At 39.8% G+C, this 26,040-nt stretch carries 22 protein-coding genes and 1 pseudogene; 14 read left to right on the top strand and 9 right to left on the bottom strand.

The features are described 5' to 3' along the window. A partial coding sequence (locus B9T23_RS14785) for a DUF4372 domain-containing protein (RefSeq protein ID WP_143222536.1) occupies nucleotides 1-128 on the bottom strand: 128 nt, incomplete at its 3' end. A 209-nt stretch (nucleotides 129-337) separates the two neighbouring features. Between B9T23_RS14785 and B9T23_RS14780 the strand changes: the two genes are divergently transcribed. Beyond that, complete coding sequence (locus B9T23_RS14780) at nucleotides 338-1,174, top strand: alpha/beta fold hydrolase (RefSeq protein ID WP_086194631.1); 837 nt, start codon at nucleotides 338-340, stop codon at nucleotides 1,172-1,174. 53 nt (nucleotides 1,175-1,227) lie between these two features. Here the strand turns inward: B9T23_RS14780 and B9T23_RS14775 are convergent, their stop codons facing one another. The 3 genes from B9T23_RS14775 to B9T23_RS14765 form a co-directional block, all read right to left on the bottom strand. Continuing rightward, complete coding sequence (locus B9T23_RS14775; RefSeq protein WP_086194630.1) at nucleotides 1,228-2,694, bottom strand: amino acid permease; 1,467 nt, start codon at nucleotides 2,692-2,694, stop codon at nucleotides 1,228-1,230. Continuing rightward, entirely contained in the window at nucleotides 2,694-3,728 is a 1,035-nt protein-coding gene (locus tag B9T23_RS14770; protein ID WP_086194629.1) for a class I SAM-dependent methyltransferase, read from the bottom strand. Before B9T23_RS14770 ends, B9T23_RS14775 begins: the two co-directional genes overlap by 1 nt. Nucleotides 3,729-3,793: 65 nt before the next feature. Beyond that, entirely contained in the window at nucleotides 3,794-5,164 is a 1,371-nt protein-coding gene (locus B9T23_RS14765) for a uracil-xanthine permease family protein (RefSeq protein ID WP_086194628.1), read from the bottom strand. A 172-nt stretch (nucleotides 5,165-5,336) separates the two neighbouring features. On the opposite strand from B9T23_RS14765, the gene typA reads away from it, so the two are divergent. Together typA and mscL are read left to right on the top strand one after the other, a co-directional pair. Next, a complete protein-coding gene (gene typA / locus B9T23_RS14760; protein ID WP_067723644.1) occupies nucleotides 5,337-7,172 on the top strand; it encodes a translational GTPase TypA in 1,836 nt (611 codons plus the stop codon). 226 nt (nucleotides 7,173-7,398) lie between these two features. After that, entirely contained in the window at nucleotides 7,399-7,836 is a 438-nt protein-coding gene (mscL, locus tag B9T23_RS14755) for a large conductance mechanosensitive channel protein MscL (RefSeq protein WP_067723643.1), read from the top strand. Nucleotides 7,837-8,091: 255 nt separating this feature from the next. On the opposite strand, the gene B9T23_RS14750 is transcribed toward mscL, so the two are convergent. Further along, the gene (locus B9T23_RS14750; protein ID WP_067723642.1) at nucleotides 8,092-8,373 is read right to left on the bottom strand and encodes a peptidylprolyl isomerase; all 282 of its coding nucleotides are present in this window, start codon (nucleotides 8,371-8,373) and stop codon (nucleotides 8,092-8,094) included. Next, a complete protein-coding gene (gene mutM / locus B9T23_RS14745; RefSeq protein ID WP_086194627.1) occupies nucleotides 8,370-9,224 on the bottom strand; it encodes a bifunctional DNA-formamidopyrimidine glycosylase/DNA-(apurinic or apyrimidinic site) lyase in 855 nt (284 codons plus the stop codon). The genes B9T23_RS14750 and mutM overlap by 4 nt, the downstream gene beginning before the upstream one ends. 399 nt (nucleotides 9,225-9,623) lie before the next feature. Between mutM and B9T23_RS14740 the strand changes: the two genes are divergently transcribed. From B9T23_RS14740 to B9T23_RS14725, 4 genes and pseudogenes are all read left to right on the top strand, one after another. Beyond that, nucleotides 9,624-10,886, top strand: a complete 1,263-nt coding sequence (locus tag B9T23_RS14740; RefSeq protein ID WP_086194626.1) for a carbohydrate porin — start codon at nucleotides 9,624-9,626, stop codon at nucleotides 10,884-10,886. 20 nt (nucleotides 10,887-10,906) lie between these two features. Further along, nucleotides 10,907-13,090, top strand: coding sequence for a TonB-dependent receptor (locus B9T23_RS14735; RefSeq protein WP_086194625.1), 2,184 nt, complete (start codon nucleotides 10,907-10,909; stop codon nucleotides 13,088-13,090). 11 nt (nucleotides 13,091-13,101) lie between these two features. Beyond that, entirely contained in the window at nucleotides 13,102-14,217 is a 1,116-nt protein-coding gene (locus B9T23_RS14730; RefSeq protein ID WP_086194624.1) for an NADH:flavin oxidoreductase/NADH oxidase, read from the top strand. 63 nt (nucleotides 14,218-14,280) lie between these two features. Then, nucleotides 14,281-15,203: pseudogene (locus tag B9T23_RS14725) on the top strand (AEC family transporter). 59 nt (nucleotides 15,204-15,262) lie between these two features. Here the strand turns inward: B9T23_RS14725 and B9T23_RS14720 are convergent. Further along, the gene (locus tag B9T23_RS14720; protein WP_086194622.1) at nucleotides 15,263-16,069 is read right to left on the bottom strand and encodes a tetratricopeptide repeat protein; all 807 of its coding nucleotides are present in this window, start codon (nucleotides 16,067-16,069) and stop codon (nucleotides 15,263-15,265) included. 352 nt (nucleotides 16,070-16,421) lie between these two features. On the opposite strand from B9T23_RS14720, the gene B9T23_RS14715 reads away from it, so the two are divergent. Continuing rightward, nucleotides 16,422-16,673 carry a hypothetical protein gene (locus B9T23_RS14715; RefSeq protein ID WP_086194621.1) on the top strand — a complete coding sequence of 84 codons (252 nt, stop codon included), beginning with the start codon at nucleotides 16,422-16,424 and terminating at the stop codon, nucleotides 16,671-16,673. A 54-nt stretch (nucleotides 16,674-16,727) separates the two neighbouring features. Here B9T23_RS14715 and ygfZ read toward each other — a convergent pair whose 3' ends face one another. Together ygfZ and B9T23_RS14705 are read right to left on the bottom strand one after the other, a co-directional pair. Continuing rightward, nucleotides 16,728-17,453: a CAF17-like 4Fe-4S cluster assembly/insertion protein YgfZ gene (gene ygfZ / locus B9T23_RS14710; protein WP_086194620.1), complete on the bottom strand. Its 726-nt coding sequence runs from the start codon at nucleotides 17,451-17,453 to the stop codon at nucleotides 16,728-16,730. A 117-nt stretch (nucleotides 17,454-17,570) separates the two neighbouring features. Continuing rightward, entirely contained in the window at nucleotides 17,571-19,694 is a 2,124-nt protein-coding gene (locus tag B9T23_RS14705; protein ID WP_086194619.1) for a multicopper oxidase family protein, read from the bottom strand. Nucleotides 19,695-20,241: 547 nt separating this feature from the next. Between B9T23_RS14705 and acnD the strand changes: the two genes are divergently transcribed. From acnD to B9T23_RS14675, 6 genes are all read left to right on the top strand, one after another. Next, on the top strand, nucleotides 20,242-22,848 hold the full coding sequence (gene acnD / locus B9T23_RS14700; protein ID WP_086194618.1) for a Fe/S-dependent 2-methylisocitrate dehydratase AcnD: 2,607 nt from the start codon (nucleotides 20,242-20,244) through the stop codon (nucleotides 22,846-22,848). Nucleotides 22,849-22,929: 81 nt separating this feature from the next. After that, on the top strand, nucleotides 22,930-23,445 hold the full coding sequence (locus tag B9T23_RS14695; protein WP_086194617.1) for a hypothetical protein: 516 nt from the start codon (nucleotides 22,930-22,932) through the stop codon (nucleotides 23,443-23,445). A 146-nt stretch (nucleotides 23,446-23,591) separates the two neighbouring features. Then, on the top strand, nucleotides 23,592-24,491 hold the full coding sequence (locus tag B9T23_RS14690) for an AbiTii domain-containing protein (protein WP_086194616.1): 900 nt from the start codon (nucleotides 23,592-23,594) through the stop codon (nucleotides 24,489-24,491). Nucleotides 24,492-24,657: 166 nt separating this feature from the next. After that, a complete protein-coding gene (locus B9T23_RS14685; protein WP_081406206.1) occupies nucleotides 24,658-24,801 on the top strand; it encodes a zinc ribbon-containing protein in 144 nt (47 codons plus the stop codon). A gap of 166 nt (nucleotides 24,802-24,967) precedes the next feature. Continuing rightward, nucleotides 24,968-25,189 (top strand): hypothetical protein, encoded by a 222-nt coding sequence (locus tag B9T23_RS14680; RefSeq protein WP_086194633.1) that lies wholly within the window; start codon nucleotides 24,968-24,970, stop codon nucleotides 25,187-25,189. Between the two features lie 124 nt (nucleotides 25,190-25,313). Beyond that, on the top strand, nucleotides 25,314-25,580 hold the full coding sequence (locus B9T23_RS14675; RefSeq protein WP_086194615.1) for a hypothetical protein: 267 nt from the start codon (nucleotides 25,314-25,316) through the stop codon (nucleotides 25,578-25,580). Nucleotides 25,581-26,040: the final 460 nt, after the last annotated feature.

The raw sequence follows: 26,040 nt of genomic DNA, 5'->3' as shown, positions 1-26,040 counted from the left end.
ATAAACTGATCCCATCGAGAAGCAGATCTGAATTTCTGCCCAACATGATGTTGTTTAGCAAGCCGTTCAAAATCTTGTCGTAAGACTGGTTTAATTAACTGATGAAATACGGTATTCTGATGTGACAAAACCTGAATCCTGGTCGTTAAAGTGTTTGTTTGCACTCATATTTTAACTGTTCGGACTCAGGTTTTTTTATTTAAATCAAACTATGGGACAGCAGTGGCCTTAGGGCTGCTTTTTTATATCTGCTACATAAGCATAACTTGTTTAATACACTGTTTTATTTTTATCTTGTTCTAATAAACACCCTAAACAATAAAAAGAGGGTAAAACAATGAGCCAGATGTTAACGACGAAAGATGGTACCTCAATTTATTATAAAGATTGGGGAAGTGGAGCTGTAGTTGTTTTTTCACATGGATGGCCTTTATCGAGTGATGCTTTTGAAGACCAAATGCTATTTTTAGCTGAGCATGGTTATCGGGTCATTGCATTTGATCGGCGTGGACATGGGAGGTCAAGTCAACCTTGGGCTGGACATACCATTGATCAATATGCAGAAGATTTACATCAATTGGTTGAACATTTAAATTTGGATCATTTTGCGTTAGTGGGGCATTCTACGGGTGGGGCGGTAGTCACACGTTATACTGCAAAATATGGACAGCAGAAGGTCACTAAACTTGCGTTGATTGCTGCTGTGACTCCATTAATGATTAAGCGAGATGACTATCCAGACGGCGTTGATCCAGAAGTATTTGATGAAATGCGCGCAAATTTATTGGATAACAGAGCTGATTTTTATCTGGATTTTGCTAAAAAATTTTATGGTTACGATAAATTACTCAATAAAAACTCTGAAGGTGTGGTGCAAAATTTTTGGCGTATTGCTATGCAAGGTTCAATCAAAGCACATTACGATTGTATTGAGGCTTTTTCCGAAATAGATTTACGTGAAGATTTAAAACAGATTACAGTGCCGACTTTGGTGCTTTATGGAACCGCAGATGAAATTGTACCACCCGAAATTTGTAGTCAGCAGGCGGTAAAGCTTCTAAAGCATGGCGTAGAAGAGCAAATTAAAGGGGCGCCGCATGGTTTATGTACTACCCATAAAAATGAAGTTAGTTTTGCTTTAAAACAATTTTTTGCTGAAGATTCATTATTATAGAAATAAAAAAAACAGCCTGAAGGCTGTTTTTTTTATTTAAATAGAATAGAAACTTAATCACGTTCTACGTTCATAGGTTGAACATCCATTTCTTTATATGGAATAAGTTTGGTTTTATATTTCCATTTATAACCTAACCAGATCGCAAGAAATAACGGAATACTGATATAGGTTGAAAGTAAACCTAACCAATCAATTTTTCCACCAATCACTGCTTCATAGTTCTGACCTAGAATAATGATCGAGCAGAGGATAAAAGCAAACCAGGGTGCAAAAGGGAAGAATTTCGCTGTATAAGCTAAATCTTCGAGTTTATAGCCTTGTGCTAAATAGCCTTTACGGAAACGGTAATGTGAAATTGCAATGCCTAACCAGACAATAAAACCACACATCCCTGACATGTTGAGCAACCAGTTAAAAACTTCTTGTTCGCCAATAAATGTGGTTAAAAAGCAGAGTGCAGCAATTGCAGTGGTAGCGTAAAGTGCATTCATCGGTACGCCACGAGGGTCAAGTTTTGCAAACCATTTTGGTGCGCGTCCTTGGCGTGCCATATCGAAAAGCATACGGGTAGATGAATACATGCCTGAGTTACCTGCAGACAATATTGCAGTCAGGATCACCGCATTCATTAAGCTTGCAGCGAAAGCAAAACCTGCTTTTTCATACAACAATGTAAATGGTGAAAGGGTAATGTTGTCGCTTGCAGCAGCTTGTAAAAGACGAGGATCATCATAGGCAACTAATGTACCGATAATAAAAATACACACCACATAGAACAATAAAATACGCCAGAAAATTTGCTTAATGGCAACAGGAATAGTTTTTTTAGGATCTTTCGATTCACCTGCTGCAACACCCACCATCTCGGTTCCCTGGAACGAGAATCCGGCAATCATCGCCACACCAATCATGGCTTGTAAGCCGCCAACAAAAGGTGCATCACCTTTGGTCCAGTTGGAGAAGGTCACCATATTCGGTGTCAGCATGATTTTCGCAATCATGGCAATACCAATAATGATAAAGACAATAATTGCAATGACTTTGACGAGAGAGAATAAAAATTCAGTTTCACCAAAGCCTTTAACGGTCAGGGCATTAATACCAAAAATAATGGTAAGGAAGATGGCGCTCCAGTAGAAACCTGGAATATCAGGGAACCAGAACTTCATAATAAACTGTACGGCAACCAGTTCAAAAGCAACGGTAATGGCCCAGTTATACCAATAGTTCCAGCCTAAGGCGAAACCAAAACCACCTTCCACATATTTAGTCCCATAGGTGAAAAATGCACCTGAAGTGGGGTTGTGCGTGGCTAGTTCACCCAAACTCGTCATTAAGAAATAAATCATTAAGCCAATAAGAGCATAAGCAAGCAATGCACCACCGGGACCTGCATTGGCAATGGTTGCACCAGAAGCCAAGAATAAACCTGTACCGATGGAACCGCCAATGGCGATCATATTAAGATGGCGAGCACCAAGCTTACGCTGTAGGTGGGGTTGATCTGTTTCGCTCATCATTGTTCCTTAACATTTTTTTTCGTGTTGGCGAACAACACTTTAAAGCCTTGTTGGTCTGCTTTAGTCGTACACTGACCAAAATTCTGCTCAATTAAAAGTGGATAATTCAGAAAGCGGTTTGCCACAAGCCATAATTCACCGCCCGATTTTAAATGACGTCGTGAAGTTTTACATAAGCTTTCACTGGCATTGTAATTGGTATGGATGCCATGATGGAAAGGAGGATTGCTGACGATGGCATGTAAAAATAGCGGCGCATCTTCAATACCCGTCACTGCGGTAATTTCAAGTTGCTCTGGCGAAAGACTATTTTTTTCAAATGTCATTCGGGTAGAAGCCAAAGCAAATGCATCAACATCCATCGCGAAAATCCGATTTTTCGGATTCAGTTTGGCTAGATAAGCACTGATGACACCCGCACCACAACCAAAGTCGGCAATTTTACCCGAAGTCACCTGCGATAAAAACGGCAAGAATACGGCAGTGCCTACATCTAGACGATTCTGACTAAACACACCCGGAAGGGCACAAATGGTTAAGTCACCATTTGGCGTCGCTACTGTATATTGCTGCGCCCAATCTGCCAAAGCTTTTGCAGTCACTGTAGATTCAACGGTTACTTGCCACATTTGGCAATGACGTGCGCTGTCGAGTTTTAGTGCTTTGCCATAAGGCTGTAATTGCTTGGCTGCGCGTTCGACACCCGCTTTCTTTTCACCCACCAGAAAGATTGAAGCGCCTAGACCTAAACTGCTCACGACATTATGTAAGATGTAATTTAATAATTCTTTTGACTTGGGCACAAAAATGATCGCCTGATCAAAACTGCCTTCAGGAAGGTCAACACCAAAATGTACATTGGCTTGTTGCGACTGAAAATATTGAAACTCATTATAATTCCATGTCCACAAACATGGAGTGATATCTTTCTCTAAATTGGAAAGTAAGTCATCTGTCGGTGCATTAACAAGCAATACACGTCCAGAAAGATATTCGTGCTGTCGAATGACAACTTCACTTCTTGGATCCATTTTTTATCTCGCCATTGAAAAATTCTGCCCAGACAATGCTGGGCAGAATTGATGCTGAAATGAAATTATTTCTTCGATTCAGGAAGAATAATATTTAATAACAATGCTGCAATACCACCGGTCGCAACACCAGAACTGAAAATGTTACGGAATAACTCAGGCAGGTGTTCAAGAATTTGTGGCACTTGTGCAACACCTAAACCCAATGCCAGCGAGATTGCGATAATCAATAATGCACGTCGGTCTAATTGCACACCTGAAAGGATGTTAATTCCCGAAGCTGCAACAGCACCGAACATCACCATAACAGCACCACCCAGAACGGCTTGAGGAACCGCTTGGATGACACCGGCAACCGCAGGAAGCAAACCAAGAATCACCAATAATGCGGCAATCCAGATGCCGACATAACGGCTGGCAACACCAGTCAGTTGAATGACACCGTTATTTTGTGCAAATACAGAACTTGGGAAAGTGTTGAAAATACCTGCTAGGAAAGAGTTTGCACCATTTACAAGTACACCACCTTTAATACGTTCCATCCATTTCGGACCGTCTACCGGCTGGTTTGAAATCTTGGAAGTCGCGGTGATATCACCAATCGCTTCTAGTGACGTCACCAGGTAAATAAAGGCCATTGGAATAAACAAACTCCAGGAGAAACTTAATCCAAAGTGCATTGGGGTTGGAATTTGAACAATCGGTGCATCTTTCAAGCCCGAGAAATCAAGATGTCCCATGAAACCGGCAAGAGTATAGCCAATAATTAAGGCAATCAGAATCGCTGAGCTTTTTACCCAGGTAATACGGACACGATTCAAAATGATAATGATCGCCAGTACGGTACATGACATGATCAGGTTATCAGCGTTAGCAAAAGTTTTATCGCCCATGGCTTGATAACCACCACCCATACTAATCAGACCTTCTTTAATTAAGGTCAAACCAATAAGCAGTACAACAATACCTGTAACCAGTGGAGTAATCAGCATTTTCACCCACGGTAAAATGCGTGAAACACCCATTTCAATAAATGAACCTGCAATCACCACACCAAAAATAGAGGCCATTACCGCTTCAACAGGGGTGCCCGCAGCGACCATTGCTGAACCAATACCAATAATTGGACCAATAAAGTTGAAGCTGGTTCCTTGAACAATCAGCAAGCCTGCACCAAAAGGACCGACTTTTTTACATTGTAGAAAGGTTGCAATACCCGAGATCACCAATGACATCGAAAGAATCATGTTGGTGTCTTCTCTTGAAACACCGAGGGCTAAACAAATCAGCAAGCCGGGCGTGACAATTGGGACAATAATTGCAAGTAAATGTTGCAGTGCAGCTAAAAAAGCGATGAATGGTTGAGGACGATCGTTCAATCCATAGACCAAATCAAGGCGATCTTGTTGCTCGGGAGAGTTATTCAAATCAGACATGTAGAAAGGTACAGCAGCAATTTGTCGTTATTCTAATCGAGTTACAGGACATTACAAATGAAAAAAAGAGTGATTTGTCAAAAAAACTTGTAACTGTCAATAAACTGTCACTACTAAAACTTTGTATTTTTCTGTATAATTTGCCCTCAAATTAAATACGCATCGAATTTACATGTCAGATATTAAAACTCTCCGTAACATCGCCATTATTGCGCACGTCGATCATGGTAAAACCACTCTTGTAGACAAACTTTTACAACAATCAGGTGCTCTCGGTGATCGCGCGGGTGAGATCGAGCGTGTCATGGATTCAGGCGCTATTGAAAGCGAACGTGGTATTACCATTCTTGCAAAAAACACTGCAATTAAATGGACTGATGCACGTACTAACACAGAATACCGCATTAACATCGTGGACACCCCGGGACATGCTGACTTCGGTGGTGAAGTTGAACGTGTAATGTCTATGGTTGACTGTGTATTGCTTCTTGTAGACTCACAAGAAGGTCCAATGCCACAAACTCGTTTCGTAACGCAAAAAGCATTCGCACGTGGTTTGAAACCAATCGTAATTATCAACAAAGTTGATAAACCAAGCGCGCGTCCAGACTGGGTAATTGACCAAGTATTTGACTTGTTCGATAACTTGGGTGCTTCTGACGAACAGTTAGACTTCCCAATCGTTTACGCTTCAGGTTTACGTGGTGTTGCTGGTCCTTCTCCAGAAGAACTTGCTGATGACATGACTCCATTGTTCCAAACAATCGTAGACATCGTTGAACCACCAGCAGTTGACGTTGATGGTCCATTCCAAATGCAAGTTTCATCTCTTGACTACAACAGTTTCGTAGGTGTAATCGGTATTGGTCGTATTCAACGCGGTTCAGTGAAATTAAACACTCAAGTAACCGTGATCGACAAAGATGGCAAAACACGTAACGGTCGTATCTTAAAAATCATGGGTTACCATGGTCTTGACCGTGTTGACATCGAAGAAGCAAATGCAGGCGATATCGTTTGTGTAACAGGTATCGATGCACTGAATATTTCTGACACGATTTGTGATCCGAAAAATGTTGAAGCTTTGCCACCATTGTCTGTAGATGAACCTACTGTTACGATGACATTCCAGGTAAACAACTCACCGTTTGCTGGTAAAGAAGGTAAATTTGTAACTTCACGTAACATCCGTGAACGTCTAGACCGCGAATTGATTCACAACGTTGCATTACGTGTTGAAGACACTGATTCTCCAGACCGTTTCAAAGTGTCTGGCCGTGGTGAGCTTCACCTTTCTGTATTGATCGAAAACATGCGTCGTGAAGGCTTCGAGATGGGTGTTTCTCGTCCGCAAGTGATCATGAAAGAAGTTGACGGTCAAATGCAAGAACCGTTTGAAAACGTGACTTTTGACGTTGAAGAACAGCACCAAGGTTTCGTTATGGAACAAATGGGCTTCCGTAAAGGCGAAATGACCAATATGGAAGTAGACGGTAAAGGCCGTATCCGTATTGAAGCAACTGTTCCTTCACGTGGCTTGATTGGTTTCCGTTCGGAATACCTAACCATGACTTCTGGTACAGGGATCATGACGTCAAGCTTCTCGCATTATGGTCCTGCTAAAGCGGGTACTGTGGCGAAACGTCAAAATGGTGTGTTGATTTCTATGGTTCAAGGTGTATGTCTTGGCTATGCGTTATTCACACTGCAAGACCGTGGTCGTCTATTCGCTAAACCACAGTTAGAAGTTTATGAAGGTATGATCGTAGGTATTAACTCACGTTCTGACGACATGGCTGTTAACCCGACTAAAGCGAAACAGTTAACCAACGTACGTGCATCTGGTACAGATGAAGCGTTAACGTTAGTGCCTGCAATTGAATACACGCTTGAACAAGCGCTTGAATTCATTGAAGATGACGAATTAGTTGAAGTAACACCTAAATCGATCCGTATCCGTAAACGTTGGTTGACTGAAGGCGAACGTAAACGTAATCGCGGTAAATAAGATTTAAAATAATTTTGCTCCTTGTGAGCAAGCTTATGAAAAAATGCTATCAATTTATTGGTAGCATTTTTTTTGTTTACAATTAGCAATTTAATATATTAAAAATAAATAATTCCAAGTAAATTAGAGGGAATTATGAGCTGTGATAAACGCATTACAGCGTGATACGGTTCTCAAAATATTTTAATGAAGAAAGAATAGCTTTAAAGATAAACTGGAGAAAGATATGAGTATTGTTCAAGAATTTAAAGAATTTGCCATTAAAGGCAATATGATGGATTTAGCGATTGGTGTCATCATTGGTGGCGCTTTCGGTAAAATCATTGATTCATTGGTTAAAGACATTATTATGCCTTTAATTACCGTCATTACAGGTGGTGGAGTCGATTTTACGCAAAAATTCTTTGTATTAGGAGATAACCCAGATAATTTACAATCTTTAGATGCCTTAACTAAGGCAGGTGTAAACGTACTGACTTACGGTAACTTTTTAACAATTTTAATTAACTTCTTAATCTTGGCCTGGGTCGTATTCTTGTTGGTTAAATTTATGAACCGTTTACGTAAACAGGAAGGCCCAGTTGAGGAAACTCCGACAACACCAGCCGATATCGAATTGCTGCGCGAAATTCGTGATGAATTGAAAAAACGTCCACCACTGTAATTTTATTTATATAAAAAACGGCATCTTGAGATGCCGTTTTTATTTGTGATTTACCTCTCCCTAACCCTCTCCTAAGAGGAGAGGGAACATCCATTTATAAAACACAGATAAGTTAATTTTATAATGAAAACTCCCTCTCCCTATGGGAGATGAGTAGCACTGCTGCGCAAGGGGTGAGGGGTCACGAATAGATCTTTTTCCTTGAGAAATATTTTCCTCGCTTCCTAAAAGGAGAGAGAATTTAAACCATTAGGCTTAATCCATCCGAAACTTAATTTCGAGCAAATGCCAGCCAAACTGACTTTTGATTGGGCCGTGTAATTCACGCTCTGGCAAGGTAAATACAGCTTTATCAATTGGGCCAACTAACTGACCTTTTTTAATCTCTCCAAGTTCACCGCCTTTTTTACCTGATGGACAAGTCGAATGCTGTTTGGCAATTTTGGCAAAATCTGCGCCGGCTTTAATTTTCTTTTTTAGCTGTTCACACAGCTCTTTATCTTTGACTAAAATATGACGGACGATGGCAGATTTCATGCTTTATTCCCTTGAAATGGAGTCTTGGTCGCTATTTTAACTTTTTTTAAAGGCTGACACTGCGGACAAAATACACTAGTGCGTTGTCCAAGCTTTAAATTTTCCAAAGTAGTTTCACAGTTTACGCACATCTCGCCAGCACGACCATAAGCCAACAGGGTTTGCTGGAAATAACCATTTTCACCCATTGCATTACTATAGTCACGCAGGGTAGAGCCACCTAAATCAATGGCTTGCTTTAAAATTCGTTTAACTTCAATGACCAATTTTTCAATTTGAAGACGGGTTAAACTGGATGCGGGCTGAGCTGGATGAATGCCTAAGTTGAACAGGCTTTCAGTGGCATAGATATTTCCGACACCGACCACAATATGATTGTCCATAATCGCTACTTTGGCAGCGACATTTTTCTTTTTAAATTTTTCCGCTAAATATTCCGCATTGAAGGCTTCACTTAAAGGTTCTGGTCCTAAAGTATCAATCAGCTTGCTTTGTGAGTTGGGGTCTAACCATAAAATACAGCCGAAACGACGAGGATCGTGATAACGCAGTTCTACATCTTCAAACTGAATGATCAAATGATCATGTTTACGCAATTCTGTATTGGCATCACAAAGACGAAAACTGCCAGACATACCGAGATGCCAGAGCATGGTGTCGTGTTCAAATTCCGCCAAAATATATTTGGAACGGCGGGTGAGTTTCAGTAATTTCTGCCCCACCAACTTTTCTATATTTTCAGGAATGGGCCAACGTAAACTAGGCTGATGCACTTCAACTCTTAAGACTTTTTGGTCAATTAAAGGCAATAAACTGGTTTTGGTGGTTTCAACTTCTGGTAATTCGGGCATGTTGGATTCTAGTGTGAGTAGATAAAGCTAATATCGGGTTGCAAGGGCTTGAATGCAAGTTTTTATTTTGAATGGAAATAGGCAAAAAAAATAACTTAATCTATAAATATATATCTTTAAAATTGGTTGAAAATATATCAATTGGTCTAATTTTTAAATGCCATTTTTAACAAACGTAATTATTTTTTAAATTGAATGTTTTTAGTTAATACATTGAAAAATATTAATATATTTAATATTAATTAAACTTATTGTTATTTGTTTTACTTTATATATAACTTTTTGTTTTTTCTATAATAAAAAAATTGATGAGATTAATGTGTAAAAGTTATGTAATTTTCACACAATATATACAATTTATTTAATTGTAGTCTCTCGAATGTTGCTGTGGTTTTCCTTATGAAAAAATTTAGTCTGGCTTTATTACCCACCTTGATGTTAGTTGCCATGACACAAACTCACGCTGAAAATGCTTTTGATCCAAATGGTCAATATTTATTGGGTGACTGGAACGGTAAACGTACTGAACTTGCTGGGCAAGGGGTGAAATTTGATGCCAATATTGCGGCTGATGCTGCCTATTTAGCAGATGGAGGGCGTGATGAGGGGAATGATGCGACTGTAGCGAGCCAATTGTGGTTAGGCTCAACTTTCGATATGGAAAAACTCGCAGGTTGGGATGGCGTGACTATTCGTGCTGCGGTGAGTGCACGTCAAGGGCAAAGTACCACAGTTGATGATTTACAAGGTGAGGTACCGCAACTTGCAAACGTTCAGGCAAACTATGGCCGTGGGAATCAAAAAACACGTTTAAGCGAATTGTCGATTGAAAAGAATTTCAAAGCGCAAGGCGTGAGTGTCAAAGTCGGTCGTTTAGGTCTGGGTATGGACTTTAACGTGATGGCCTGTGATTTCCAAAGCACGGCATTTTGTGCAGCACAAATGGGGAAATGGCAAGGTAATATCTGGATGAACACGCCTGTTTCACAATGGGGTGGTCGTGTGAAATATCAGGTGACTCCTGAAGTGTTTACTCAAGTTGGTGTATATGAATACAACCCTGAAAATGCTTTAGAGCGTCATGGCTGGAACCTGGATACCGACAATGCTGATGGGGTAACGATTCCAGTTGAAGTGGTATGGCAACCTAAATCATTGGTGAATGGTTTTCCGGGTAGCTACCGTGTAGGTGGAATATATAACACTGCAGATGAAGCTAAAAATCAATATGATGTTGCTTATGCAAAAGGCACTGTTGGCGAAGACCGTACCTATGCTGGCTGGTTGGCAGTAGAACAACAATTGACATCGACGGGTTCAGGTAAACAAGGTTTGCATAGCTTTGCTAACTTTACCTGGCATGACCGTACCACCAATAAAGTGGATAATTCACAACAAATCGGGGTGAAATATATTGGCCTATTTGATTCTCAACCAAATGACATTTTAGGTCTGGGTGTCAACCGTGTACACGTGAATGACCGTGTGACTAATCCTGCGTTTAATGCCAGTGCTGAATACAATGTTGAATTGAACTACAGCTATTACCCAGCCAAATGGTTAATGCTTCGTCCGAATATTCAATATGTTATTAACCCGGGTGCGACAAATAACGTAGACGATGCCTTGGTACTTGGTTTAAGCTCTAAAGTATTATTCTAATATGAAATAGAGAACAGCCTATGCAAGGTAAATATCACCTGATGCCCATCAATATGACTTTACTTTGCCTGACGGCATGTATCTGCCAAAACCTATATGCTGAAACAGGTTCTACGGAACCTGTTTTGTTGCCTACCTTGAAAATTGAAGCGACCCGTACAGATACAGACTGGTTGCAAACACCGGCTTCGGTGTATCGAATCGATCAAAATAACAATGAAAATAATCTAGGTGTCAATTTATCTGAAACCTTAAAAGGTGTTCCCGGCTTACAACTGAATAACCGTGAAAATTATGCACAAGATTTACAAATCTCGATGCGAGGATTTGGTGCACGTTCAACTTTTGGGGTGCGTGGCATTCGCTTATATGTCGATGGTATTCCTGCAACCATGCCTGATGGTCAGGGACAAACTTCAAATATTGATTTAAGTAGTTTGGATCATATTGAAGTGTTGGGTGGACCATTTTCATCGCTTTACGGTAACTCTTCTGGCGGGACGATTTTAACCACCACTAAACAAGGTGAAGGTCGTGACTCTATCCAGTTAGGCTACTCAGGCGGCAGTCATAACAAAGGTCGTGCGGATATTGTTTTGCAAGGCGGAGCAGATAAACCTAATGAACTGAGTTATGTCATCAGTTCTTCTTATTTCGATACCGATGGCTACCGTGATCATAGTGCAGCCCAAAAAGTGTTAAGCAATGCCAAACTGACTTGGGACCTGGATGATGGTTCTAAACTGAACTGGATTGTAAATCATGTCGATATTAATGCTGATGATCCGCAAGGTTTGACCCGAGCACAATGGAAAGAAAATCCTAAACAAGTTAATGATTCTCTTAATGAATATGATGTACGTAAAGAGATTAACCAAACACAAACTGGAATAACATGGTCTAAGCCAATTAATGACCAACATGAACTTTATACGATGGCATATGCAGGACATCGTGAAGTTACACAATATCAGTCCATTCCAGAATGTAGTTTAAATGGAACTGTATGTAGACCAAATTCAGCTCAACTTAATCCACGCCATGCAGGTGGGGTAATTGATTTTAGCCGTGATTATTACGGTACAGATATTCGTTGGACAGGCAAGGATTTGCTGCCAAATACACGTTTAACCGCAGGACTGGCCTTTGACTATATGAATGAAGATCGTCAAGGTTATGAAAACTTTGTATTAGTCAATAATCAGCCACAATATGGCATCAAGGGGAATTTACGCCGTGATGAGAAAAATACCCTTTGGAATTTAGATCCCTATCTGCAAGCATCTTGGGACTTTTTACCCAATTGGACATTAGATACTGGTTTGCGTTATAGCAATGTGCATTATGAATCTAAAGATCATTACATTGTCACCGATAACGGTGATGATAGCGGCAAAACAGATTATGACAAAATTTTGCCATCAGCCGCTTTAACTTGGAAAATCAATGATCAGTTCAATGCCTATGCAAGTTATGCCAAAGGTTTTGAAACACCAACCTTTACAGAAATGGCTTACTCGAAAAATGATGGAATGAATTTTGATTTAAAACCTGCAACCAGTGATAACTATGAACTGGGTTTAAAAAGTCACAATCAGCTAGGAAATTTCACTGCCGCAATTTTCCAGAGCAATACTCAAGATGACATTGTCTCTGCTGGAACTGAAAACGGTCGTGCGACCTATCGTAATGCCGATAAAACTTTACGCAAAGGGCTAGAGCTGTCCTGGAATAAAAACCTATGGCGTGATTTGACTGCTCAAGCCAGTTATAGCTTTATTGATGCTACTTTCGATGCTTTTGTTGCTGAAATTGAAAATCCTCAAAACCCATCTCAACCGAAAGCAGCAGCAATTCAATCTGGAAATTACATTCCGGGTGTCGCTAATAATCAGGCTTTTGTCGCTTTGGCTTGGCAGCCTGAAACAGGATTTAATGCAGGAGTGGATGTTCGCTATATCGACAAATTATATGTCGACGACATCAATTCTGATGCTGCGCCAAGCTATACCATAACCAGTGCCAATGTCGGTTATGTCTGGAAAAATGCAGACTGGAAAGTACGTACTTTTGCCCGAGTCGATAATCTCTTTGATGAAGATTATGTAGGTTCTGTGATTATCAATGACGGTAATGGTCGTTTCTTTGAACCTGCGGATGGCGTGAATTGGAGCGCAGGTTTAAGCCTAACTAAAGCATTTTAAGGAGAATAAGTGTGTCTTTATTATTTGAATCAATTCAATTTGGCTCTTTAAAACTTGATAATAAAATTGTGATTGCACCGATGTGCCAGTATTCAGCAACTGAACAGGGCGAAGTGACTTATTGGCATGAGCAGCAATGGGCAAACTACGCTCTATCAGGTGCGGGCTTATGCATTGTCGAAGCGACAGCAGTACAGTCTGAAGGGCGTATCAGTTATGCAGATTTAGGTTTATGGAATGACTTGCAACGTGCCCAAATGAAAGCACTATTGGCTAAAGTAAAATCTTTATCTCCTATGCCTTTTGCCATTCAATTGGCGCATGCCGGCCGTAAAGCATCTACCGATAAACCTTGGGATGGAAAAGGTCAATTTAAGCCGGAAGAAGCCTATGGCTGGCAAACTGTTTCTGCCAGTGATCTGCCATTTAACCCAACCGATCACCCACCGCATGCGCTGAGTCAAGATGAAATCCAAAAAGTGATTCAGGACTTTGCCGATGCAGCTGTTCGTGCCGTTGATGCGGGTTTTGATTTAATTGAAATACATGCAGCACATGGTTATTTACTGCATCAATTTATGTCGCCACTGTCGAACAAGCGTACCGATGAATATGGCGACAGTTTTGAAAACCGTATTCGTTTAACCCTTGAAGTTTTTCAGGCGATGAAAAATGCTGTACCTCACGATTATCCGATTGGGGTGCGTATTTCCGCAACCGACTGGATGGATGGACAAGACAGTTGGGATGTGGAGTCTTCTGTCGGTTTATCAAAAGCTTTAGAGCAGTTGGGTGCAGTGTACATCCATGTTTCAAGTGGCGGCCTGCATGCAAAGCAGGAGATTAAAATTGGTGCCAATTATCAGGTGCCTTTTGCTGAAGCAGTAAAGAAAGTGGTTCACATTCCAGTGATTGCAGTGGGAATGATTACAGAAGCCCAGCAAGCTGAAAGCATTCTGAAAATGGGACAAGCCGATGCGATTGGGCTTGCACGTGCCATGCTTTATGAGCCACGTTGGCCGTGGCATGCTGCGGCAGCATTGGGTGCGAATATTGAAATTGCACCACAGTATTTACGCTGTCAGCCGCATGGTTTGAAATCATTATTTCAACCGTTTCAAAAGTAAAATTTGATTGTAAAAATGCAATGATTGAGCAGAGCTAAGTTTGTCTAACAATAAGGAGTAGTTGTGGTTTTAAGTGTGATTTTACCGATCTGCTGCTACTGCTATTGGGATTTATTTGCGTAAAATTCGACTTTATTTTAGCCGAGCATATAAAAGGCTTAAGTCAGTTTGTTTTTAAAATCTCTTTACCTGCATTTTTGCTCCAAGCCTTAGCCAGTAAGCGTTTTGATGAAATCTGGAATCCCAGTTATTTCATTGCTTATGGTGGTGGTTCACTGATTATTTTCGCGCTTGCCTTTTGCTTGTACCGCAAATATTTTCAATGTCGTCTGACTGAATCTGCTGTGTTGTCCATGGGCGCATCCATGTCCAATACCGGTTTTATTGGTACAGCCATACTCACGATGCTGATTGGGCAGCATGCGGCAATCTATCTTTCTCTGACCCTGATTATTGAAAATTTATTGATTGTGGCTTTGACTTTAATTATCGCTGAAGCAGGTATACACCAGCATCGGGCGACATCGCAGTTACTCAAACAGACCTTACACAATATTATTAAAAACCCCGTCATTTTATCGATTGTGTTTGGCATGTTGTGTGTGATTTTAAATATTCATCTTCCATCTTACCTCGTTCAGGTTTTGGAGATGTTAGGTAAAACTGCATCTCCGATTGCTTTATTTGTAATTGGTGGAAGCTTGGTTGGAATGGGCTTAAAAGCTGTCGATCTGCAAAGCATAATTTTGGTGGGTTTTAAAATAGTCTTGATGCCCCTGACCATTTTTGCTTTATTGAGTATTTTGCCGAATGTCAGTCAAGAAATGCTTTACGCCGGCACATTGCTTGCTGCATTACCGATGCCGATTGTGTTCGGGATTTTGGGGCAGAACTATGGACTCAGTGATAAGGCACTTACAGCGTTAATGTTAAGTACGATATTGGGCTTTATGCTGCTGAGTGGTCTGATTGCACTTTGGTGGTAAATGATTATATGACGGCAATAAAAAAGCCCCGAGTTTGGGGCTTTTTTGTTGGAGAAAATTTAACTTTTCTTTGCAGTTTTTGCTGGATTTTTCGCTTGTTCAGCAATCATTTTGTCCACTACAGCTAAAGATTCTTTGGCTTGCGGTATGTTTTCTTTTGCCAGGGTAGAGAAAATCTTTTTCGCTTCAGGCAGGTTTTGCGGAACAATGTTGCCATTCGCAAACATATTGCCCACCGCCATCAAGGCAGGAATATAGCCTTTTTGCGCTAAGTCCTGAATGCTTTTTAAACCTTGTTTAATCGGAGCTTCATTTTTATTTTTAAAACCCTGACTAATGTCATATAAAGCTTTGGCATGAATCGCTTGATAGTTATCTTTTTTAATTAAAGGATCTAATTTTTGCAATGCCAGTTTATCTGAAGCAGGTGTGCCTTCAGCAAAAAGTAAAACTGCTATATCGACTGTCGCATCAGCAAACCCTTGGGCAGATGCTTTTTCTAAATATTGTTTGGCTTTTTTAGTGTCTTGTTTAAGACCTAAAGTTCCTCCTATGTAGTTTTTACCCAATACATAGTTGGCAACGGGATAGCCTTTGCTTGCAGACTCTTCGTACAGCTTAATGGCTTTTTTCTCATCTTTGGCTGTACCTTGACCGGTTTGAGTCAGGTAGCCTAAGTTATAAATGGCTTGAGGGTTACCCGCTTTGGCCAATTTTTCCAGTTCTTGGTATGCGCCCTTCATATTGTTGGCTTTGACCAATGCTTCAATTTTGGCAAATGCAGGATCAACCGAGTTGGTTGCCATTTCTGCCATTGCAAGATGTGAAGATAAGGCGATGATGCTAGCAAGTATAATTTTTTTCATAGTTTTAAAACCTTTTTATAAACATGCACATAATTCCATTTATGTGTTTAAGAATGTATGTGGAAGACTCAATACAACATCATAAGTTTAATTATGTGAATGTAAATATATGATTTGTGTATTGCAATAAAATTTTGTTGATATTTGCATAATAAGTGCTTAAGTAAATAGTGAGCAGCTTAAATCAGCCTTAAGTGCTTATCGGTTTTAGCATGAATTATTTTTCTATAGTTAAAATTTTTACTTAAAGTGAAATTTCATCACATAAAAAAGGCGTAGAGAAAGCAACTACACTTTGCTTTTTCGTCAATGTTTGTTTAAATCGCGGCTGAATAAAATTGTGAGTATATGAATGTTCATCAAAGGTATTAAACGGGCATATGATCAGATTAATCGGGATGAAACCATTCCAGATGAAGATAAATTTGATGCATTGTTGATGAAATTAGGCAAAAACTTTTTGGTGAGCAAAGAAGACCGTGTTTATATCTTTGAACACGAGGGAAAGACTGCGCGTATTGATGCAAAACATGCGCGTGCATTCCATTTTAAAGAATATGTCATTAAAGACATGAACAAACTTTTTCACGATTTTAATTTGTGATTGAAAAAGCCTCCAGTTTTGGAGGCTTTTTAATGATGTTTCTAAACTTGAATATTATTGCGGGCGTGCTACATCGCCACTTAAAGCTTCTGGTAAATCTAAAACGGTTAAGCCCAGTTCTTCCAGTGCTGCAGGTTTTGCAACAACAAGTGCTTTATAGCCACCATCAATCGCAATGCTATTCACCACTTCTACATCATTGCTCAATTTACTTGCAACAGCAGGGGTGTCACCTGTGCCTTGAACCAGATGCAACCAGTGTTTTGGTTTGGCTTTAAACCAAAGACGCGCAATAATTTCCTGACCCAAATAACAACCTTTGTCGTAATGCACGCCTTCACGCTGATGCAAACGAAGTTCTTGCGGCTGGAACTCTTGTGAAGTTGCTGCTTCAATCCAGGCCTGACCTGCTTCAATGGCTTGAAGTTGCCAAGCTGCAATATCGGTTTCAGTGGTAGAAAAATCGGTAGTATCGCCATTTAGAGTAGGGAAAACTTGACCTGTCTCTTCCAGTTTCATTTTCGAAAATGCACCAAACTTTTTAATGTGTTTGGAAAATTCTTCAGCCTGATCTTGAGTCGTCACAATTTCAAAACTTTCTGCATTGATTTTTTTGAGCCATAAACCAAACAGAATACGGCCTTTTAGACTACAGATTGCTGTATAGCGAGTCAGGTTTTCTGCTAAGGCTTCGGTATTTAAAGTCACTTGACCTTGAAGGAATTTTTGCGCATCTACACCATTTAAAGTGAATAATGTAAAAGCAGTAGACGTTGTCATGCTTGGCCTCAGTTTCAATACCACAAATCAATCAAGCTATTGTGCAGCAAGCACTAAACAGAGGCAAATAAAAAAGCCAACAATATAAATTGCTGGCTTTTGTGGAACAGAGATGAATTAGTGATGAGAGGAGGTTGGTAGAGGTGAATTACAAGGGAATTTGCCTCCACAGACCCGCACGGTTTCCATCATCCCTTGATCTTCATGGTCTAGGATATGACAGTGTTGTACGAAATCGCCTTCAAACTTCTTGTAATGGCTTCTGACAATCACTCGATAACCTTGTTTCACAAAGATGGTATCTTTGAACTGTCCTTTTAAACCCCGGTACTGCACGTCATCCAGATTATTGTCATTTGGATCTGGTGCAGTATCACTGACATCAATCTCCTTGTCGCCTACAGTTTTTAAAATTTTGACAATCTGGAAAGGGTTGACGTGGATGTGGAAAGGATGCCCAGCAAGATCACTCGTCAGTTCCCATTCATCAATTTTCCCAATTTGTAATTGACGGACATACTCACCTTCAACGGCACCTTCTCCATCAAAGAAATCTCCAAAACTTATTGGCGGGATTGTAGGAGGGGATACATCCTCTTTAATATGGCGGAATCCAAATTTAATACCTCCAGCCCCAAAGGAAAGAGAAAGTGCGGAGAATTGCTGTGGTCTGTTTTCAATCAGTTTATCCACTTCTGCAGTCATCAGTGATGCATGATCTGTAAATGCAGAAAGATTATGTTGAGATAATTGAGTCTGAATTTCTTTGCTTAAACCCATTTTTTGCGCCTGATCTTTCAGATATTGGGCAGCAGTTTGTTGCTTTAATTTGCTGGCATTCACATTGACCCATCCAATCAGTTGGGCATTTAACGGATTGCCTGGCGCGAGTTGTGGTGTCGTTTGTCCCGTCGACAAAGGTGCATTGATTTGATCATCCACATTTAATTTGGTGTCAAAAATACAATATTTATTGGTGGTCGGGAAGGCAACCATAGCATCGTGACGATAACCGGGTTGGAATACAGAAAGCGTTCTGGTTTGTACCTGATTCATGGTTAAGCCATCTTGAGCAATGGTATTAACGGTTAAACTTTTCAGCTTATCAAATTCTGCTTTTTTGTCAGTGGTTTGATATTCCGAACAAGCTTTAATGGTTTGTTCGGCAGTATATTTTTTAGAGTCTGGAAGCTCTTTAATTATTAAGCCAATGGTATCTCGAACACCACCATGAATCATACGCCAGCGATTAAATTGATTCTGTTCTACTTTCATTTCGCCTAATACTTTGCCATTGATAGAGGTGTAATATAGGCCTGCTCCCCAAGATCCAGGATTAGCAAGACCAACATAATCTTCCAGAATACCGGGGATACACTTATCATCATCTAACTCGGTACATTTTTTATATTGAATTTGTTGGAACAACACAATTTTTTCATTCTGATAGCTGTTTTTGGCTTTGTCTTTCCATAGAATGTCCATGTCTCCGGTTTCGGTGATTTTGCCATTTTTAACTTTTGGCACTCTGAAACCTTCGACAATGAGAGGGCCTGCCATACCACTAGAAACCTGAATGGCAGTTGAGCCATGCAGATGTGCATGATACCAATAGGTACCCGCTGGGTGGTTGGGTTCCATTTTGAACTGATAGTCAAATTTTTCTTGAGGTTTAAATTTCAGGAAAACATTATCACTGTTGCCTTGAGGACTAACCCAGAAGCCATGGGTGTGTATGTTGGTGGTGCTAAAACAATGCGGCTCGTTGACATTATCCATTTTATCAGGACATGTCTCTTTCGACTCAGCTGGAAGCTGGTTATTTAAATTGATTTGAAGCGTTTCACCTTGTTTTACCCGAATCTGTGGACCTACCAGAATATCCTCGGCATATGCTTTCTTTTTATCAAATAAACTTGGTTTGGTTAAATATCCACGTAAAAATACAGGATCCCATAATTTGGTATTGGGGTTATATAATTTATTAAGTTTATAAGCCACGATAAGTTCATGCTTGCCCTTGGCATTTTTTTGTAATAAGGGCGGGTTACTAATCACAGTGTCCGATGCTGTTGGAACGGGATGTGATGGTTTAGGCGGGTTGGATGGATGTGATGGGTTGGATGGATTTGAAGGATTAGAGGGATGTGAAGGATTAGAGGGATTTTTACCTCCATTCCAACTCGATACCAATACTGCTATAACCGCAGCGATGACTCCAATAATGGCTATCTGTAACATTTTATTTCACCTTTATCTTTTTTTTGTACTTGGATTATTTTTAGAAGAACAAAATTTTAATTGTTTAATGCTTCTTAACTATATTGAGAACCAGCTCACTAAAAAAGAGGGTGTTTAAAAGATACGACGAGTGACAAACATGCTTAAAAGGATGTTCTAAAGGCGAGAGTAAAATAATTTTATGAAAATCATCTGATATTTAAAAAAAACAAGTTTAGAAATACTAAACTATGCATGTAAATGAGAAAATTTTAAGTAACATAATAAAAGTACAGCTCCAGGTTGTTTTTTATCCTAAAAAACATATCTAATACTAAAGAATGAGGCTGATTTCCCGCTATTTTTCCCAAAAAAGCATCTTTAGAGCAAATATTCCAATGTTTGTGTAACTAAATATTTCAAAAATAGGGGTTTTGTAGGTTAAGTTTATGAAATATATAAGATTTGGGAAATGGCTTTTTCACAGCGTACAATGCCATCGAAACGATTGTGACTCGTCAACAACAATTACGTAGTAAAGAAAAATGATTCAAGAGGCAGGTAAGCTATGAACAACAACTACCGTAAACCACTGCAAGGCACCCAGTTGGAATATTTTGACGTGCGCCAAGCCGTAGAAGATATTCATCCAGGCGCATATGCCAAACTTCCTTATACCTCCAAAGTGCTTGCAGAACAGTTGGTACGCCGTTGTGACCCGGCCATTTTAGAGCAGTCATTAAAAGAACTTATTCAACGCAAACAAGATCATGATTTCCCTTGGTATCCGGCACGTGTGGTATGTCATGACATCTTGGGTCAGACCGCACTCGTAGACTTGGCTGGCTTGCGTGATGCGATTGCCGACCAAGGTGGCGATCCTTCAAAAGTCAATCCTGTGGTGCCAACACAGCTGATTGTCGACCATTCATTGGCAGTGGAATACGGCGGTTCCGATCCTGATGCATTTGAGAAAAACCGCGCCATTGAAGACCGTCGTAATGAAGACCGTTTTCACTTCATTGAATGGACTAAAACCGCTTTTGAAAATGTCGATGTAATTCCTGCGGGCAATGGCATCATGCACCAGATCAACCTGGAGAAAATGTCTCCGGTGATTCAAAACCGAGATGGCGTGGCGTATCCAGACACCTGCGTAGGAACAGACTCGCATACACCACATACCGATGCACTCGGTGTAATTTCAATTGGTGTGGGTGGCCTGGAAGCTGAAAATGTCATGCTCGGTCGTGCATCGTGGATGCGTCTTCCAGATATCATTGGTGTAGAGCTGGTAGGTCAGCGTCAGGCGGGCATTACTGCAACCGATATCGTATTGGCCTTAACTGAATTCTTGCGTAAAGAACGTGTGGTTGGTGCGTATCTTGAATTCTTCGGTGAAGGTGCAGACAGCATGTCAGTAGGTGATCGTGCAACGATTTCCAACATGACCCCTGAATATGGCGCAACTGCTGCGATGTTCTACATTGACCAGAACACGATTGATTATCTGACTTTAACCGGTCGTGAATCTGAGCAAGTGAAACTGGTTGAAAGCTATGCCAAAGAAATTGGTCTTTGGTCATCCGAGATGAAACAGGCAGAATATCCGCGTGTATTACGTTTCGACTTATCGACTGTGACCCGTAATATCGCAGGTCCATCAAATCCGCATGCGCGTGTATCGACCAGTGATCTTAAAGAAAAAGGTATTGCCGGTGTGGTTGAACACCGTACCGATGGTTTAATGCCAGATGGCGCCATCATTATTGCAGCAATTACATCTTGTACCAATACTTCAAACCCACGTAATACCGTTGCGGCAGGTTTGCTTGCACGTAAGGCAAATGAACTGGGCTTAACCCGTAAGCCTTGGGTGAAATCATCATTTGCACCGGGTTCTAAAACCGCAGCACTTTACCTTGAAGAAGCGGGTGTATTGCACGATTTAGAAAAACTCGGCTTTGGTATTGTGGCTTATGCCTGCACTACCTGTAATGGCATGTCGGGTGCGCTTGATCCAAAAATCCAGCAAGAAATTATTGACCGTGACTTGTACGCGACTGCGGTACTTTCAGGTAACCGTAACTTCGATGGTCGTATCCATCCTTATGCAAAACAGGCATTTTTGGCATCACCACCTTTAGTGGTTGCTTATGCAATTGCCGGTACCATTCGTTTTGACATCGAAAAAGATTCACTTGGCAATGATAAAGACGGTAATCCAATTTACCTGAAAGACATCTGGCCATCGGATGCTGAAATTGATGCATTGGTGCAAAAGTCTGTGAAGCCTGAACAGTTCCGTAAAGTCTACATTCCAATGTTTGATTTGGGTGAGCGAGAAAAATCGGTAAGTCCGCTGTATGACTGGCGTCCGCAAAGTACCTATATCCGCCGTCCGCCATATTGGGAAGGGGCTTTGGCTGCACCGCGTACTTTAAGCAATATGCGTCCGCTTGCAATTTTGGGCGACAACATCACCACCGACCATTTATCACCATCGAATGCGATTGTATTGGACAGTGCTTCTGGTGAATATTTGGCGAAAATGGGCGTGCCTGAGGAAGACTTTAACTCTTATGCAACCCACCGCGGTGATCACTTAACCGCGCAGCGTGCGACGTTGGCAAATCCGAAACTGTTTAATGAAATGGTGCGTCGTTCAGATGGTACGGTGAAGCAAGGTTCTAAAGCACGTGTCGAGCCGGAAGGCGAAGTGATGCGTATGTGGGAAGCGATTGAAACCTACATGAACCGTAAACAGCCTTTGATCATTATTGCAGGTAAGGATTATGGTCAGGGGTCAAGCCGTGACTGGGCTGCAAAAGGTGTGCGTCTTGCCGGTGTGGAAGCGATTGTTGCTGAAGGTTTTGAGCGTATTCACCGTACTAACCTGGTCGGTATGGGCGTGTTGCCGCTTGAGTTTAAACCGGGTACAGACCGTAAAACTTTAAAGCTGGATGGTACTGAGCTATATAGCGTGATTGGTAATATTGCGCCACGTTCGACTTTAACTTTAGTGATTGAACGTGCTACAGATGATGGTAAGGAACAGATTGTTGAAGTGCCTGTAACCTGCCGTTTGGATACCGAAGAAGAAGTACATGTGTATGAAGCGGGCGGTGTATTACAACGCTTTGCACAGGACTTTTTAGAAGGGCAAGTGGCTTAATTATTTAGTTTGAAAGTTGTTGATATTGTGTGAAAAAGACCCTACTGTGAAGTGGGGTTTTTTAATTATTTTGAGTTAAACATGAATAATGCTATTACAAAAAAAGATCGAGAATTTATTCTTGAAGTGAGTGAAGAATTTTTTGCAAAGGAGGACATTGTTAGAAAATTAAATGATTTCTATGAGTTTCAAGTCAAAGGGTGGGAAATTTGGCTTCAGGTAGAATATTATTTATTTTTAACAAATCATTCAAAAGTAAAAAAAGTAGATAGAGAAATTCGTTGCCCATTAGATGGTAGAAAAAGTAAAACAAAACGATCAGCAGTGCTAGATTTCATGATTCATCAAAAACAAAAAACTTCATCTATACCATTAGAAATTAAACAGGATATTAGTCCTACTTCTTGTCTAAGATATATGGTAAATGATGTGAAAAAATTTGAAAATATTAGGTATTCAGGACTAGATACCTCACGTTCTTTATGGTGTTTGGGCATACATTTAGGGCCAATTAATGAAGCAAAAATCGAAAATTGTGTATATGACGTAACCACCCAACGTATAGAAAATACGGAATACTTTTTTACTTTAATTTAAAAAATTTTATTAGCTGTAATATTTAAAATGTGGCATTTTGCACAGGACTTTTTAGAAGGTTCTGTTGCTTAAGAACTTAAGTTAAAGTTGTTGATATTGTTTGAAAAAGACCCTACTGTTAAGTGGGGTTTTTTATTGAGAAAATAATGTCTTTGCTAAGAGAGATTCAAAATGATGCCACTAATTCTAGTGTCAAAGTTTCTGATTTATTAAGAAAATGTAAAATTTTAGCAGCGCGACTAGGAAGTAAAGAATTTCAAAGTTGGATAAATAAGGAATTGAATGGCTATTCTTTAGAGGACGAACTTCCTGAATATAGAGTTATTGAGGCAAACTCTAAAGGTAATTTTGCTGGAGCATTTGGCTCAAGTTTAACCAATATCGATATACCTTCTATTTGTTTTGATCAAGAACATCACGAGGATATACATAAGTCATGTCTAGTAGGGTCAATTTCAGAATTGGAAACTTTGGTAGAAAATAGTGTTAAGCAAGGTATCAACTTAAGACAGCCGTGGAATTCAAATTTTGTTGTTTTATTTGGTAGAAATATTTACCGAGGATATACATGTATCCAAGCCTGGAAAGAGATTTCACCAGCTCAAGTACAAGGAATAATTGATTTAATAAAAACGAAAATTCTAGATTTTGTTTTGGATATTGAAATGATCAATCCAGAGGCTGGTGAAGCTTCATTAAATGCCCATCCAATCCCACAAGAAAAAGTAAATCAGATTTTTAATATCAACATTACTGGTAATGTCCAGAATTTAGCATCAGGTAATCATCAAAGCACTATTCATCAAACAGCTTCTAATAGTAAAATTTCTGAGGATTTTAGTAATCTCTTAAATGAACTAAAAAAATCAGATATAGAAAATAATGTTGCCCAGGAAGTTGCAATAAGAATAGAAAAATTAGGAGCTAATGTAGGTAAAAGCGAATATGCGAATACATATGGCGAGTTGATGAGCTTTGTTTCAAATCACGTTACTGTGTTAGGTTTTCTTGCCCCATATCTTCCAATGTTATCAAGCTACTTATGATAGAAATCTAAGTAGATATGATTAGCTAAAATTTATATTGGAAAATAAGTAAAGGAAATACAACTTCGCCCAAATGCCACTATCACTCGTCGAAATGGACAATAGACAATCATCATAGTAGGGTTATACTAAGTTCACCATTTCTATAAACACATGGAGAACAAAGATGGTTACTGCTGGCGAAAAACCCGGAATAGGTTTCTATTTTTGTATTCAATGCGGACATCGCGTTTACTTAGAAATTGGTACAGACCGTTTACCCCCGTGTACCAAATGCCTTGGCACTGAATTTAAAAATAACAATGCCTAAGCGACATTCATAAAACAGATATCCCTGTTTTAGACAAAAGCCCTATTACTCCATAGGGCTTTTTTGTTACTTAAGCATAGCCGTTTATCACTTGAGTTTTGATTTAAAGTTAATCAATTTGTCCCCATCTAAAGTTTTAGATTTATTGTTTTTCGGGACTGCTCACTTGGAACATTATCTTGACCTCAATCATGACTCAGGTGTTGCCAATTATGAAATTGGCAATGAGTTTATTCGGGTTCAATTCAAGAAAAAATCAAAAATTTATACTTATAGTTATGCCAGTGCTGGCTATCAACATGTCGAGAACATGAAACAGCTGGCACAGTATGGTGATGGCTTAAATGCTTATATCAATCAAAATGTTCATCAACTTTATGTGAAATAGCAGAACTCAATTTCATGGCTTAAATATTGCTTAATAAATATTGCCTAGTGGTGTGCATCTACTCAATGATTGGTGTTCCTGCCAAAGGGCAAAATACATTTAAAAAGCAGAAGGGAAAATTAAAATGGAACAAGCCAGCGAAATAATGAAAATAGAAAAAACACCGAAATATATGCACTTAATTGCAGGTTGGCCTTTTGTCTTGGTGCTCTTTGGCGGCTTGATTGGTGGTGGGTTGGGCGGACTGGCTTATCTCATCAATTTAAAAATTTACAATTCCCAGTTAAGCAAAATCAATAAAATACTGGCCAATATAATGTGTGGTATGGTCGCTATTAGCGCATGGTGGTTAATTGCCGGTGCGGTACAAAATACTTTTTTTAATTCTTAGCAGTCATTTTCGTGCATATGAGAACATTCAGATTCTTATGTGTGCCAATTGCTAAACATACAAAAATAAAGCCTAGGAGTCTGCAAATGGGATAATAGAAAAAATGCAAGGTGACAAAGTAAAAATTATCTAAAAAGATGAATAAACCGCAATAAAAAGCGATAATTTATAGTCTTGTGATTAAATATTCCGTAAATAGTAAATTTAAAGAAAATAATTTCCAAAAAATATTTAAATTGGCTTTTCTTAGGGAAATAATCCCGAGCCTAGCTTGGTAAATTATATCTCAAGGGTGTGACGGGGATCGAAAAGAGTAGATTGCTACCAGTTGCGTATAACGTGAGTGTAGTACTTACCCAAAAGGTCTCGATTCGGCTTAGGACGCTATAGATCACGAGTTTATAGGCATAAGGTTATCGCTTACAAAGCTATAATTGTTGAAGTTAAACAATATGTTTTC

Source organism: Acinetobacter terrae (assembly GCF_002135195.1).
GTDB classification, from domain to species: domain Bacteria; phylum Pseudomonadota; class Gammaproteobacteria; order Pseudomonadales; family Moraxellaceae; genus Acinetobacter; species Acinetobacter terrae.
Note: the sequence above shows the minus strand (reverse complement) of the source record. Positions and strands in the feature narration are given on the sequence as shown.

What these genes read in the sequence shown, in the direction of transcription:
- ygfZ (WP_086194620.1), bottom strand. Translation starts at nt 17,453, where the DNA reads ATGACAACGTCTACTGCTTTTACATTATTCACTTTAAATGGTGTAGAT.
- B9T23_RS14765 (WP_086194628.1), bottom strand. Translation starts at nt 5,164, where the DNA reads ATGTCTGATTTGAATAACTCTCCCGAGCAACAAGATCGCCTTGATTTG.
- B9T23_RS14675 (WP_086194615.1), top strand. Translation starts at nt 25,314, where the DNA reads ATGGAACAAGCCAGCGAAATAATGAAAATAGAAAAAACACCGAAATAT.
- B9T23_RS14770 (WP_086194629.1), bottom strand. Translation starts at nt 3,728, where the DNA reads ATGGATCCAAGAAGTGAAGTTGTCATTCGACAGCACGAATATCTTTCT.
- B9T23_RS14685 (WP_081406206.1), top strand. Translation starts at nt 24,658, where the DNA reads ATGGTTACTGCTGGCGAAAAACCCGGAATAGGTTTCTATTTTTGTATT.
- B9T23_RS14740 (WP_086194626.1), top strand. Translation starts at nt 9,624, where the DNA reads ATGAAAAAATTTAGTCTGGCTTTATTACCCACCTTGATGTTAGTTGCC.
- B9T23_RS14705 (WP_086194619.1), bottom strand. Translation starts at nt 19,694, where the DNA reads ATGTTACAGATAGCCATTATTGGAGTCATCGCTGCGGTTATAGCAGTA.
- B9T23_RS14775 (WP_086194630.1), bottom strand. Translation starts at nt 2,694, where the DNA reads ATGAGCGAAACAGATCAACCCCACCTACAGCGTAAGCTTGGTGCTCGC.
- acnD (WP_086194618.1), top strand. Translation starts at nt 20,242, where the DNA reads ATGAACAACAACTACCGTAAACCACTGCAAGGCACCCAGTTGGAATAT.
- B9T23_RS14715 (WP_086194621.1), top strand. Translation starts at nt 16,422, where the DNA reads ATGTTCATCAAAGGTATTAAACGGGCATATGATCAGATTAATCGGGAT.
- mutM (WP_086194627.1), bottom strand. Translation starts at nt 9,224, where the DNA reads ATGCCCGAATTACCAGAAGTTGAAACCACCAAAACCAGTTTATTGCCT.
- B9T23_RS14720 (WP_086194622.1), bottom strand. Translation starts at nt 16,069, where the DNA reads ATGAAAAAAATTATACTTGCTAGCATCATCGCCTTATCTTCACATCTT.
- B9T23_RS14780 (WP_086194631.1), top strand. Translation starts at nt 338, where the DNA reads ATGAGCCAGATGTTAACGACGAAAGATGGTACCTCAATTTATTATAAA.
- B9T23_RS14690 (WP_086194616.1), top strand. Translation starts at nt 23,592, where the DNA reads ATGTCTTTGCTAAGAGAGATTCAAAATGATGCCACTAATTCTAGTGTC.
- B9T23_RS14750 (WP_067723642.1), bottom strand. Translation starts at nt 8,373, where the DNA reads ATGAAATCTGCCATCGTCCGTCATATTTTAGTCAAAGATAAAGAGCTG.
- typA (WP_067723644.1), top strand. Translation starts at nt 5,337, where the DNA reads ATGTCAGATATTAAAACTCTCCGTAACATCGCCATTATTGCGCACGTC.
- B9T23_RS14735 (WP_086194625.1), top strand. Translation starts at nt 10,907, where the DNA reads ATGCAAGGTAAATATCACCTGATGCCCATCAATATGACTTTACTTTGC.
- mscL (WP_067723643.1), top strand. Translation starts at nt 7,399, where the DNA reads ATGAGTATTGTTCAAGAATTTAAAGAATTTGCCATTAAAGGCAATATG.
- B9T23_RS14695 (WP_086194617.1), top strand. Translation starts at nt 22,930, where the DNA reads ATGAATAATGCTATTACAAAAAAAGATCGAGAATTTATTCTTGAAGTG.